Here is a 12,173-nt window from a genome sequence, read left to right on the forward strand (position 1 = left end):
TAATGACAATGATAGCTGCGCGAGACTCATCCCTCCGCTGCGAGCAGCCAGTAGCCCAGATCAAGAAAACAGGGCCTGGATGAGGATTCGTGAACCTCATCCAGGCCCTGCCACTGACGACCTAAGACCAATCGCCTACTCGCCGTGGGCGAGCTGGCGAAGCCGGTCGGGATCGATGACCTTAATGTGCTCGCGGCCAACCTTGGCTCCCTCGGCACGCTCGTAGGCATCCACCCGCTTCCAGCCGGCGAAGTCGATGGGCTTGATGCCCTTGCCCGCCAGGAAGCGATCAATCGAATCGTCGTCACGGTCCTTGGCGAAGCGGCCGCGAGCCGGGCTGGCGGCCAGGTCATCCAGCATGTTGCCGATGGTCTCCAAGGCATCGGACTTGGTGGATCCGATCAATCCCACTGGTCCTCGCTTGGCCCAGCCCGTGGCGTAGAGCCGGTCGATGGGTCGGCCGTCCTCCCCCTCGGGAGCAGTGGTCACGCGACCGTGGACGTTGGAAAGGGTGTAGCCGGAGAAGTCATAGGGAATGCCCGGAACCTCAGCAGGCTTGTAGCCGATGGCGTGGTAGACGGCCTGGACGGGATACTCCTCGTACTGGCTGGTCTCCTCCATGGCGCCCTCGGGCGTGACCTTGGTCTTCTCCACGCGAATGCCGGTCACCTTGCCGTCCTGGCCGATGATTGCCGCAGGCATCCGGTAGAAGTGCATATAGAAACGGCGGTCGGCGGGATTGCCCTCGAAGTCGACGCCACCGTCTTCAGCCATGTCCTCGGCCATCTCCCTGATGGTGAAGAGCTCCTCCAGCATCTGCCGGGTCAGCTTGTCGGCACCGGCCCGATCGATGGTCTCCTGGTCCAGGTCGAAGTCGTCCTCGTCGATGACGATTTGCACCCCGGGCAACTTTTCCAACTCGCGCAGCTCCTGGACCGAGAACTTGGCCTGGGCCGGACCGCGACGGATGAACATGTGCAGCTCGCGGGCCTGGTTGCCCTGGATCCCCCGGTAAACATTGTCGGGGATGTCGGTGCCCAGCAGGTCGTCGGCCCGTCGCATCAGGATTCTGGAGACATCCATGGCCACGTTCCCGCCTCCGATGACGGCCACCTGCTTGGCATCCAGGGGCCAGTCCTGGTCAGCGTCGGGATAGCCGTCATACCATTCGACGAAGTGGGCGGCCCCGTGAACGCCATCAAGTTCGTGACCGGCGATCTCCAGGGGGCGGTCATCCACGGCGCCGGTGGCGAAGAGCACCACATCGTAGCGCTGAAGCAGATCATCCAGGTTGACGTCCTTGCCGAACTCCACATCCGCATAGAGGTGAATCTCGGGGTTATCGAGGGTCTTCTCCAAGGCGCCGGCGATGTACTTGATGCTGGGGTGGTCCGGGGCCACGCCGTAACGGACCAGGCCGAAGGGAACGGGCAGCTTTTCGAACAAATCAATCCTGGCCCGGTCCCCCAGACCCAGGTCGGCACCTTTCTCACGAAGCTGCCGCAGCAGGATGTCAGAGGCGTAGACCCCCGCAGGCCCCGCGCCTATGACGGCCACGCGCAGGGGAGAGCCGGCTTCCTCGCCGCGGGCCGGTGCGGGCATGGTGGAATCGTTGACATTATTATCGCTCATGCTTGTCAGCCTAACGCAAAGCGACGGTCGGGAACAGAGCTAGTCGGGCTCCATCCCCGGGACTTTCACCAAGCGTCGCAAAAGGGCCTCAGTCACGGTCTATCAGCGCGGTCAGGGCCCAGAGGATGGAAACCACGTCGATGGCCTCCTGCGTAAAGGCGCCGACAACCACCGGAATCAGGTCGAAGGCAGCACAGAGCATACCCACCGTGGCCAGGGTCAGCCCCAGCATGACCGCCTGGAGCATGACCCGCTTGGTCCTGCGGGCGATGGTGATTGACCTGGGCAGGCAGGCGATGTCGTCGTTCATGATTACCGCCTGGGCGGACTCGGAGGCGGCCGTGGTGGTTCCGTCGGTGATGGCCATGCCCACGTCGGCGGCAGCCAGGACCGGGGCATCGTTGACCCCGTCCCCCACCATCAGGGTGATGGATTTGGTCACTGACTCCCCTAGGAATTTAGACAGCCAGATGTCCCAGAAGGGCTGCCGATTGGGCTCTTCCCTGGAGGCCTTGGCGATCAGATTGGCCTTGTCCTCGGGGAAGAGGCCGGCATGCACGTCGGTGATGCCCACCTGGTCGGCGATGATCCGGGCTGAGTCCTCCTTGTCGCCCGTGACCATGGATAGACGGGTGATGCCCAACTCCCGCAGCTGGGTGATGGTCTGGGCGGCATCCGACCTGGGCACGTCCTTCATGACGACCCTGGCAGCCAGGACCCCATCAATAGAGACGTAGGAGGCCATCTCGTCAGGTGCCAGGGGGCCGAATAAATCACTTGAACGCCCGTCTGCCACGAACTGAGCCCTGCCCACCTTGACCTGGTGGCCGTCGACCTGGCCCTGGACCCCGTTGCCGGAGTCCTCCTGAACCTCCCGCGCATGCAGATGGGTCTCACCCTTGCTCTGTGCCCGCAGTCGCTCCTGGGCGGCGGCCCCGGCCTCAGCGATTCCGTTGGCCAGGATGTGGACCGAGTAGGACTCCACAGCGCCCGCCATGGCCAGAATCCGGTCTGTATCGACCTTCTGCTCCCCACCGTCAGGCAGGTCGATCTTGGCCACTTGGGGACGTTTGACGGTCAGCGTGCCGGTTTTATCGAAGAAGATGTGCGATACCCGGCCCAGATTCTCAATCACGTCCTGGGTCTTGATCAGCAGACCCGTCTTGGCCAGCCTCCCAGTCCCAGCCATGTAGGCCACAGGGGCGGCAATCAGCAGAGGGCAGGGGGTAGCCAGGACCAGAACCTGGGCGAACCGGGTCGGCACGCCGGAGATGATCCAGGCTACGCAGGCGATGATGAAGGCCACCACGGTGAAGGGGACCGCCATCAGGTCGGCTGTTCTGACGACTGCTGCCCGCGAGTTCTGGGCGGAGCGCACCAGGTTGAGGATTCGCTGGTACTGGGAATCCCGCGCCAGCTGCCGGGCCCGCATCAGGAAGGTGCCCGAGCCGTTGACCGCTCCCGACATGACCTGGGCGTCCTGGTAGAGCCTGCGGGGCATGGGCTCGCCGTTGATGGTGGACATATCCAAGGTGGCGGTTGGGCTGATCAGCTCGCCATCGACGGGCACGGTCTCGCCGGGCTTGACCACCAGGAGGTCGTTCAGACGGACCTTATCGACCGCCACCGTGTTCCAGTCGCTCTCCTTGGGAAGGGTATGCTCCCCCTCCGGCAGCTCCGCCTGAACCACATGGGCCACCTGGGGGGCAGCCTGGACCAATACGGTCAGATTGTTCTGCGCCTTGTTCCCTGCGTACTGCTCGATGGCGTCGCCCGAGTAGAGCATGAGGACCACGGCCCAACTGGCCCAGTACTGACGAACGGCGAGGGTGGACAGGATGGCGACCACGGCCAGGATGTCCACGCCCACGTGGCCCTGGCGGACGTCATCGATCATCCCCTTGAGGGTGTCCACCAGCGAGACGGCCACCAGGATGGCGACCAGCCACTGGGCGGCCTGGCGATAGGGGTGCCAGAGCAGGCCCATGACCAGCCCGCAGACCAGAACCACCCAAAGCATGGGCACCTTCTTGGCGAAACCCAGGACTTTTGACATGACCACTTCCCCGCTCCGGACTTGTCTACCTGACAGCCGTAGCCGGATCACGGCTTTCTTCTGCTCTTGACATATCAAGCCTATACCGCGGCGAGTATGACAAGGGGCCGCACCCGCCAAAGTGACGGATGCGGCCCCTGGGTTCAGTCCTGGATCACTGCCCGAAGAAGAAGCGGAAGGGATCCATGGAGTCATCGTCGTCGCCCGAACCACCCTGGTCGGAGTCGCCGTCCTGGCCACTGCCGTCCGAGTTCTTCCTGTTGGTCCTGGGCTTGCCCTGAACGGTCTGCTCCTCGCTATCCAGGGTGGCGTTCACCTCGGCGGTCTTGCCGTCGCGTACCACGGTGATCTTGACCGAGTCGCCGAAGGCGGCAGCCCGGACGAAGCCCAGCAGTGAGTAGTTGTTGTTGACCGCATGACCATTGAAGGCCACGATGGTGTCTCCGACCTTGATGCCGGCCTTGTCAGCCGGGGAGCCCGAAACCACATTGGTGACCTTGGCGCCGCCACGGGTGACTCCGTCGGCCTGGGCCGTGCTGCTCTGGATGGTGACACCCAGGGAGACGTGCTTGGCCTTGCCGTCCTTGATGATCTCATCGGCGATTCGCTTGACCAGGTTGGATGGGATGGCGAATCCGATGCCGATGGACCCTGCTTCAGACTTGGAGGAGGCCATGGAGGCGATGGAGGAGTTGATTCCGATGACCTCGCCGGCCGCGTTGAAGGTGGGGCCGCCCGAGTTGCCGGGGTTGATGGCCGCATCCAGCTGGACCGCATTGGTCACGATGGGGTTGTTGTTACTCTCGTCCATGACCGAGACCGGGCGGTTCAGAGCCGAGACGATGCCGGTGGTGGCCGTGTTCTCGTAGCCCAGGGGGTTGCCGATGGCCATGACGTTCTCGCCCACGGCCAGCTTTTCGGAGTCGGCGAACTTCACGGGCTTCAAGTCGGAGGGCGCCTGGTCCAGGCTGAGGATGGCCAGATCGGCTGTGGTGTCGGTGCCGACCACCTTGGCCGTGTACATCTGTCCGTTGGAGAGGGTGACGTGGATCTCCTGGGCGCCATCGACCACGTGGTTGTTGGTGACCACATGGCCCTGGGTGTCGAAGACCGCGCCTGATCCGGCACCCACCCCGCTCTTGGTCTGCACCTGGATGGAGACCACGGACTCGGAGACCTGCTTACTGATGCCCTGCCAGTCAGGAGCCTGCCCGCCCTCGACCTTGGCCGTGCCCTGGCCCGAGGAGTTGGAGGAGACCCCGCTCAGCGAGGAGGACGAAGGCAGGGTGATCCATCCGTTGGACAGGGCCGCCCAACCCAGACCCAGCATAAGAGCTGCGGCCACCAGGGCGGCCACCACGGCGGTGAAGACGTACTTGCCCGTGCCGCTCATGTTGCTGCCGGCGTTGTTGACAGGACCCGGCCGACCGTTGGGGCCGGCGGATCCGAAGGGTGCATAGGGACCCTGGCCGGAGGGTCGGCCGCCCTGGGGGTTCTGACCGGCATTCTGGCGGGGCTGGCCGGGCTGGCCATTCTGACCGAACCGGCCTGGCTGTCCGTATTGTCCGAAGAAACCCTGCTGAGGACCGGAGCCATATCCCTGGTTGGGCTGCCGGTTGGGCTGCTGCTGACCCTGATTGTTGGCAGGCGGACGCGAGCCTGCGGGAGCGTAGGCTCCATACTCGGGCGCAGGCCGGTAGTAAGGCTGCTGCTGCGTCGGCGCATCCTGCCCCGTGGCCGAGCCACTGGAAGAGGAGGATGAAGTCCCGGTGCCGCTACCGTCACTCGACCCGTTTTCCGTGGTCGCGGACTGTGCATCGCCACCAGGCACGGCAATGGGGGTCGTGGGCCTCTGATCCCAGGCCTGGGTCTGCTGATTCCCTTCGTCCGTCGTGGGAACTTGAGCAGAGTCGGTCTGGTTTGCGGAAGCTCCCGTCTCCTGCTCTTGATCGGCGACCCCGCGCTCGATGTGGCTTGGCTGCCAGGACTGACCGTCGTCGTCGCCCTTCCAAGGGTCGACCTTGTGCTCTTCAGCCATTTCTGCTCCTTCGGATCGATGCCGCTGCCTGCTATTCGGTCACGCTTGTCAATCTACCCCGTCGCCCGCGCTTTTTGCTGTTTCCGGCTGACAGGCGAAGCGGGTCCTCGCATGCATTGCTTCCAAGTCTAGGGCCGAAATACTGAATGTTGTCTGGACATTGTATGAAAGTCACATCGACTGTGCACAGGGCGGCAGCGGGACGGTTGGATGTCTTGGATACAGTGGAGCCATGAGCCTGATCACCAACCCGCTGGGAGCCACGCCGGGCCGACCCGGCGACCGCGCCGCATTCTCATTCGAGACCCTGAACCGCCTGCCTGACAGCCCGGAAGGCCTGGGACGCAATGGCCGCCGCTACGGCCGCACCGGAATCATCCACACTCCGCACGGAGACATCCATACCCCCGCATTCATTCCCGTAGCCACCCAGGCGGCCATGAAGGCCGTCCTGCCCGAGCAGATGCGGCAGCTGGGCGCCCAGGTCCTTCTGGCCAACGCCTTCCACCTGTTCGAACGCCCCGGCCCCGACATCCTGGACCAAGCAGGCGGCCTGGCCCGGTTCATGAACTGGGACGGCCCCACCTACACCGACTCGGGCGGTTTTCAGGTGCTCTCGCTGGGGGCTGGCTTCAAGAAGACCCTGGCCATGGACGTGACCGGCATGAAGTCGGACCAGGTAATTGCCGAAGGCAAGGAGCGTCTGGCCTTCGTGGACGAGGACGGGGTCACCTTCAAGTCCCCGCTCAACGGCGACCGGCACCGCTTTTCGGCTGAGATCTCCATGGGCATCCAGCACCGCATCGGCGCCGACATCATGTTCTCCTTCGACGAGCTGACCACCCTGATGAACACCCGCACCTACCAGGAGCAGTCAGTGGAGCGCACCTTCCGTTGGGCCAAACGCTGCGTGGAAGAGCACCACAGGCTGACCCAGACGCGGACCGGCAAGCCCTACCAGGCCCTGTTCGGCGTGGTGCAGGGGGCCAACTATGAGGACCTCCGAAGACGCGCCGCCCGCCAGATCGCCTCCCTGGACTTCGACGGCGTGGGCATCGGGGGCGCCATAGAGAAACGGCTGCTAGGGCAGACCTGCGCCTGGATCTGCGACGAAATGCCTGAATCCCGACCCAGGCATGTGCTGGGCATCGCCGCTGTGGACGACATCTTTGCGGGCGTGGAAAACGGCGGGGACACCTTCGACTGTGTATCCCCGGCCCGCTGCGGCCGCAACGGAGCAGTCTTCACCCGTGACGGCCGCTGGAACATCAAGCGCGCCCAGTTCAAGGCTGATTTCAGACCCATAGAAGAGGACTGTGACTGCTACACCTGCACCCACTACTCCCGGGCCTACATCGACCATCTGCTTCGCGCCCATGAGCTCAACGGCTACACCCTGGCCACCATCCACAACGAACGCTTCTTTGTCAGGCTACTGGACGAAATCCGCCAGTCCATCGATGGCGGCTACTTCGACGAGTACAAGAAGGAGACCCTGGCCAGGTTCTACGCCCACGGATCCAAGGGCTGAGCCAACACGCCCTTATTGCGCCGCGCAGACAACCGTGCTAACCTTTCCAGTTGTCTGCGAACGTGGCGGAATGGTAGACGCGCTGTCTTCAGGTGGCAGTGAGCTGATGCTCGTGAGGGTTCAACTCCCTCCGTTCGCACGAAACGAAACGCCGTTGGCAAGGAATTCTCCCTGTCGACGGCGCTTTTTATATCCCGGCCAGCCAAGTGGCTTTCACAGGCGAGCGGCAATCATCTCCTTGATCTTTCCCTCCTCCGCATTGGCCATGAAGTACTCTGCAAAATGCTCGCCGGAAATAGTCTCTTTAAGGAAGCCCTGGTCGATCCGCTCCAGCACCTCCGGCAACGGACGATAGACCTGACTCTTTACATCACGCAGGATACCGGCATTGCGACGCTCGGGCACCGCACGCTCCTTGGGGTAGCCGCCACCGGCTGGCTCGGCAAAGAGACGCTCAAAAATCAGCTTCAGGTTCAGCTCGGCTCCCCACCCAAACCCCTTGGCGAAGGGAATGGAGAGGGCATTGCCCCCGTTGATCTGGCTGAACAAGTAGGCATCAGTCGGATCCTCGGCCAACCCACAGACCACGCCAGGGAAACTGTTCAGGGCCGTCATGGTCCCCTGACCAGTCCCGCACCCGCTGATGACGAAATCGGCCGCCTTGCTGTTGAGTAGGATCGAAGCCAGTAGACCATTCTGCACGTAGGTCAGCTGGCTTTCCCCCTCCTTGCCATACATGCCATAGTTGAAGGCCTGAAGCCCTTTCTGGTCGCAGACCTCCTTCAAGGTCTCGAAAATCAGGGCGTTCTTCGAGGCCTGTGAGTTCTCGTTAATCAACGCTACTTTCATGCTCTGCCTACTCTCCCTCATCACTGATTGATTTCATTGCCCGTCTGAACCCCTGCATCCCATCGGACAGGCACTCCGGAAGCCTCTGACTCCCGGCCTTACTGAGGCTGCTTGCCGATATAGGCCAGAATGCCGCCATCCACATACAGCACCTGCCCGTTGACGAAGTCCGAGGCCGACGAGGCCAAAAAAACCGCAGGACCCTGAAGATCAGAGGGATCGCCCCATCGGGCTGCGGGCGTCTTCGAAAGGATGAACTGATCGAAGGGATGCCTGGACCCGTCGGGCTGACGCTCACGCAGAGGCGCGGTCTGCGGGGTGGCGATGTAGCCGGGTCCGATGGCATTGCACTGAATGTTGGCACCGCCGTATTCCGCACAGATGTTGCGGGTCAGCATCTTCAATCCGCCTTTGGCGGCCGCATAGGCCGAGACGGTCTCCCGCCCCAGCTCACTCATCATCGAGCAAATGTTGATGATCTTCCCGTGTTCCTGCTCGATCATCCCCGGCAGGACGGCTTTCGAGACTATGAAAGGCCCGGTGAGGTCCACATCAACCACCTTGCGGAAGTCCTCGACAGTCATGTTCAGCATGGGGATCCGCTTGATGATGCCGGCATTGTTGACCAGGATGTCGATGGTGCCGACCTCCCTGTCAATCCGGTCGACCATATCAGTCACGGCATCCTCATCAGTCACGTCGCAGACATAGCCCTGGGCTGGGATACCTGCCAGCCTGTAGGCCTGGGTCCCCTTGTCCACCGATGAGCGCCTTGAAGCATTGAAAACGATGGTCGCGCCCGCCGCATGCAGGGCGGAGGCTATTGCAAATCCGATTCCGTACACGGCGCCGGTCACCAAAGCCACCTTCCCCTTCAAAGAGAACCTCGACATGGTGAACTCTGCCATGATGACCTCCTCATCACCGACTGTTGCGCTCGCAGAAGCTATATAGAGTATGCCGTATCTGCAGATGCACAACCGAACAGCACCACCGCTGGATTGGCTTAAAAGTATCAGGCAATGAGTTATGCGACAAGAAAGTTGCAGGCGCTTTCAACCTCGCCTTTCCAACACTCCGGGCCGGAATTCCAAAGGGGACGGCCTGGCTGCGAGACAGTAGGATATTCAATGAAACCAGCCCATCAACGAGGAAGGCACCATGGTTCAGACCCCGTCAACACCCTTGGAGTATGCCCAGGCAGCGGTCGACACACTCCGCCGCACCTATCCGAACCCGGCCGACCTGCCGCCGATTCGCCATTTCCACTACCATCAGGGCGTCCTCCTGTCCGGAGTGCACCAAACCTACCTGATCAACAAAGACGAATCCTATCTGGAGTACATAAGGGGTTGGATCGAATCCAACATGGATGACCAGGGCCACGTGCTCAACCATGATCCCGTATGCTTGGACGACATTCAGCCTGGCATCCTCCTCTTCCCTCTCTATGACCATTTCGAATCCCCCCGGTACAAGACCGGCCTGGACCAGTTGGCCGACGACCTTGAAGCCTATCCGAAGAACGACGAGGGCGGATTCTGGCACAACGACGGAGTACCGCGGCAGATGTGGCTGGACGGGCTCTATATGGGTGGCCCAATCATGGTGGAATACGGTACCCGCTTCGGACGCAGAAATCTGGTGGACGAGGCCGTCAGACAGGCCCTCCTGATGCAGAAGAAAACCCGCATACCTGAAACCGGGCTCTGGCGGCACGCCTATGATCCTGATCGAAATGAGCCTTGGGCCGACCCTGTGACAGGCCTCTCGCCCGAATACTGGGGGCGGTCCATCGGCTGGGTGCCCATGGCCGTGGTCAATGAGCTGGAACTGCTGCCGCAGGACCACCCGCGCCGCGAGGATCTGCGGAACCTGGTCCGCGACCTGCTGACCGCCGTCTGCCGCTATCAGGGTCCGGACGGCCGCTGGTGGCAGGTTCTGGACAAGGTTGGCAAAGAGGGCAACTGGCCTGAAAACTCATGCACCTGTCTCTTCGTGGCCGCCATCTGCAAGGCCGTAGACCAAGGCATCCTGGACAAGGCCTATCTGGAAGCGGCCAACAAAGGATATGAGGGGGTCATCAAGAGCCTTGAGTGGCAGGGAGATGACCTCCTCATCGGCGACATCTGCGTAGGGACCGGCCCCGGCAGCTATGAGGAATACTGCCAGCGACCCACCAGCATCAACGACATGCACGGGGTGGGTGCCTTCCTGCTTATGTGCGCAGGGATGGAACGCGTCCGGGCCTAGTCTGCTGGCTGTTGTATATCCTCGCCCTCTTCGATGTCCTGGTCGTCGAAGACCTTACGACCCTGGTAAAGGTCAAGGTCCAACTCGTTCTCAGTCCTGGCCACGATGACTGCCGTATTGGCGGCACCAGCCACGTTCACCAGCGTGCGGCCCATATCCACCAGCTGGGAAATAGGCTGCATGATGGCGATGAAGGGTACGGGCAGGCCAGCCGCCGTGAAGAGGGAGGTGGCGGTGATCGTGGCTGTGCCGGGCACGCCCACCGTCCCCACGGAAACCACCAGGGCAAAGACGATCAGGAGGGCGAAACGCAGGGGGGAGTAAGGAATCCCCTGAGCATTGATGGCGAAGATCGCCAGAAGGACGGGCCAGAGCCCGGCGCATCCGGGCATGCCCAGATTGGCTCCCAGGCTGGCCACGAAGGAAGCCGTCTCTTCGGGAACGCCGGCAGAACGCAATTGACGGACCGTGACAGGAATGGTGCCGATGCTGCTCTCGGAGGTGAAGGCCACCACGCCCGCCGGCCAAAGGGAGCGGAAGAAGGGCAGAGGATTGACCCGGCCGACCAGGGCCAGAATCAGGGGTTGAACCAGGAAGAGCTGAATGGCCAGACCCAGGTAGGCCACCAAGAGAACCGCCAACAGGGGCAGAAGGCTCTTCAGGTTGCTGCGACCGATGGCGGCAGCGATCAGCGAAAGAACCGCATAGGGGGTGAAGCCAACCACGATTTGAGTGGCCTTGGACAGGACCACATTGCCGGCTTCAACGAAAGCCTTGAAGGGGGCCACACTCTGCTCGCCGCGCGGGGTGGAGGCGGCCTTGTTCAGAGAGACCGCCAAAAGGATGGCGAAGATCACGACAGGAATGACCTGGTTCTGGGCCCAGTTTTCCGCCAGGTTCGATGGGAAGAGACCGACCAGGGTATCGAGTACTCCCGGCACATCGTGAGGCTTGGCCCCCTTGGGCAAGGCCTGGTTGAACCCCTTGCCGACCTGGAAGAGCAGCCCCAGAACCAGGGCGATCACGGCGGCTGTGAAGGTGTTGACCAGGAGCAGAACGATGGTCTTCACACTGATGTTTTTCAACCGACCTGACCCGCCGATGCGGCTGATACTAGCAATGATGCTGAAAAGCAGGAGGGGCACCACGAGGGCCGAAATGACCTCGGACCAGACGTTGCCGAATGCCCCTACAAAGGTGGTGTGACCGGAGAAGCCCACACCCACCAGGATTCCCAGCACCGTCGCTATGATGACCCGCCAACTGAAGTTGACCTTGGTCCTCCTGCTCAGCAGGGCCAGCCCTGCAAAGAGAATGACGACCACTATCAGGGCCGCCCAATCCCAACCTGTTTCCGACATTGCCTCTCCCTCATTGAGCTCTCCTCCCCAGGACCGAACGGCCCGGGGTTGGGGTTCAATCTAACAGGAGAAAAGCGGAAGTCCAACGATTCCCGGAAGAATGCCTATACCCGTTGCTTATGGACTGCTATTCTCGGGCCGATTAGACCTGGCTGACGGGGGGGGGGGCTAGGAGCGGACCAGGCGGGCAATGGCATCGGAAGCCTCCTGCATCTTCTCGTCGGCCTCCTCGCCTCCCTTTTCGGCAGCCTCACGGACGCAGTGGTTCATGTGGTCGTCCAACAGGGTCAGAGCCACCGACTTCAGGGCGCTGGTCGAGGCGGCGATCTGGGTGAGGATGTCGATGCAGTAGGTGTCCGACTCGACCATCTGCTCAATGGCCCTGACCTGGCCCTCGACACGCCGGAGTCTGGTGATGGTCCGCTTTTTGTCGTTGGCATATCCGGGCAAGGT

The 12,173-nt window shown here is 62.2% G+C and carries 9 protein-coding genes and 1 tRNA gene; 3 read left to right on the forward strand and 7 right to left on the reverse strand.

Features of this window, described 5'->3' with window-relative positions:
* Window positions 1-135: 135 nt before the first annotated feature.
* The 3 genes from GKC41_RS07920 to GKC41_RS07930 form a co-directional block, all read right to left on the reverse strand.
* The gene (locus GKC41_RS07920; protein WP_154313771.1) at window positions 136-1,602 is read right to left on the reverse strand and encodes an FAD-dependent oxidoreductase; all 1,467 of its coding nucleotides are present in this window, start codon (window positions 1,600-1,602) and stop codon (window positions 136-138) included.
* Between the two features lie 118 nt (window positions 1,603-1,720).
* Window positions 1,721-3,688 (reverse strand): heavy metal translocating P-type ATPase, encoded by a 1,968-nt coding sequence (locus GKC41_RS07925; protein ID WP_154313720.1) that lies wholly within the window; start codon window positions 3,686-3,688, stop codon window positions 1,721-1,723.
* 154 nt (window positions 3,689-3,842) lie between these two features.
* The gene (locus tag GKC41_RS07930; RefSeq protein ID WP_154313721.1) at window positions 3,843-5,726 is read right to left on the reverse strand and encodes a S1C family serine protease; all 1,884 of its coding nucleotides are present in this window, start codon (window positions 5,724-5,726) and stop codon (window positions 3,843-3,845) included.
* A 232-nt stretch (window positions 5,727-5,958) separates the two neighbouring features.
* On the opposite strand from GKC41_RS07930, the gene tgt reads away from it, so the two are divergent.
* Both tgt and GKC41_RS07940 read left to right on the forward strand, forming a co-directional pair.
* On the forward strand, window positions 5,959-7,257 hold the full coding sequence (gene tgt, locus GKC41_RS07935; RefSeq protein WP_154313722.1) for a tRNA guanosine(34) transglycosylase Tgt: 1,299 nt from the start codon (window positions 5,959-5,961) through the stop codon (window positions 7,255-7,257).
* Between the two features lie 56 nt (window positions 7,258-7,313).
* Window positions 7,314-7,396, forward strand: a tRNA-Leu gene (locus GKC41_RS07940).
* A gap of 74 nt (window positions 7,397-7,470) precedes the next feature.
* Here GKC41_RS07940 and GKC41_RS07945 read toward each other — a convergent pair.
* Both GKC41_RS07945 and GKC41_RS07950 read right to left on the reverse strand, forming a co-directional pair.
* On the reverse strand, window positions 7,471-8,106 hold the full coding sequence (locus tag GKC41_RS07945) for an RpiB/LacA/LacB family sugar-phosphate isomerase (RefSeq protein ID WP_154313723.1): 636 nt from the start codon (window positions 8,104-8,106) through the stop codon (window positions 7,471-7,473).
* 98 nt (window positions 8,107-8,204) lie between these two features.
* A complete protein-coding gene (locus GKC41_RS07950) occupies window positions 8,205-9,014 on the reverse strand; it encodes a gluconate 5-dehydrogenase (RefSeq protein WP_154313724.1) in 810 nt (269 codons plus the stop codon).
* A gap of 253 nt (window positions 9,015-9,267) precedes the next feature.
* On the opposite strand from GKC41_RS07950, the gene GKC41_RS07955 reads away from it, so the two are divergent.
* A complete protein-coding gene (locus GKC41_RS07955; RefSeq protein WP_154313725.1) occupies window positions 9,268-10,359 on the forward strand; it encodes a glycoside hydrolase family 88/105 protein in 1,092 nt (363 codons plus the stop codon).
* Here GKC41_RS07955 and GKC41_RS07960 read toward each other — a convergent pair.
* Both GKC41_RS07960 and GKC41_RS07965 read right to left on the reverse strand, forming a co-directional pair.
* Window positions 10,356-11,720, reverse strand: coding sequence for a dicarboxylate/amino acid:cation symporter (locus tag GKC41_RS07960; protein ID WP_154313726.1), 1,365 nt, complete (start codon window positions 11,718-11,720; stop codon window positions 10,356-10,358). The two genes, GKC41_RS07955 and GKC41_RS07960, sit on opposite strands and share 4 nt — an antisense overlap.
* A 168-nt stretch (window positions 11,721-11,888) precedes the next feature.
* Window positions 11,889-12,170: a metal-sensitive transcriptional regulator gene (locus tag GKC41_RS07965; RefSeq protein ID WP_045934848.1), complete on the reverse strand. Its 282-nt coding sequence runs from the start codon at window positions 12,168-12,170 to the stop codon at window positions 11,889-11,891.
* Window positions 12,171-12,173 lie beyond the last annotated feature (3 nt).

The sequence above is a fragment of the Bifidobacterium asteroides genome (genome assembly GCF_009683175.1).
Lineage (GTDB): Bacteria > Actinomycetota > Actinomycetes > Actinomycetales > Bifidobacteriaceae > Bombiscardovia > Bombiscardovia asteroides_H.

Coding starts and splice junctions, on each gene's coding strand:
- GKC41_RS07920 (WP_154313771.1), bottom strand. CDS start 1,602: ATGCCCGCACCGGCCCGCGGCGAGGAAGCCGGCTCTCCCCTGCGCGTG.
- GKC41_RS07925 (WP_154313720.1), bottom strand. CDS start 3,688: ATGTCAAAAGTCCTGGGTTTCGCCAAGAAGGTGCCCATGCTTTGGGTG.
- GKC41_RS07930 (WP_154313721.1), bottom strand. CDS start 5,726: ATGGCTGAAGAGCACAAGGTCGACCCTTGGAAGGGCGACGACGACGGT.
- tgt (WP_154313722.1), top strand. CDS start 5,959: ATGAGCCTGATCACCAACCCGCTGGGAGCCACGCCGGGCCGACCCGGC.
- GKC41_RS07945 (WP_154313723.1), bottom strand. CDS start 8,106: ATGAAAGTAGCGTTGATTAACGAGAACTCACAGGCCTCGAAGAACGCC.
- GKC41_RS07950 (WP_154313724.1), bottom strand. CDS start 9,014: ATGGCAGAGTTCACCATGTCGAGGTTCTCTTTGAAGGGGAAGGTGGCT.
- GKC41_RS07955 (WP_154313725.1), top strand. CDS start 9,268: ATGGTTCAGACCCCGTCAACACCCTTGGAGTATGCCCAGGCAGCGGTC.
- GKC41_RS07960 (WP_154313726.1), bottom strand. CDS start 11,720: ATGTCGGAAACAGGTTGGGATTGGGCGGCCCTGATAGTGGTCGTCATT.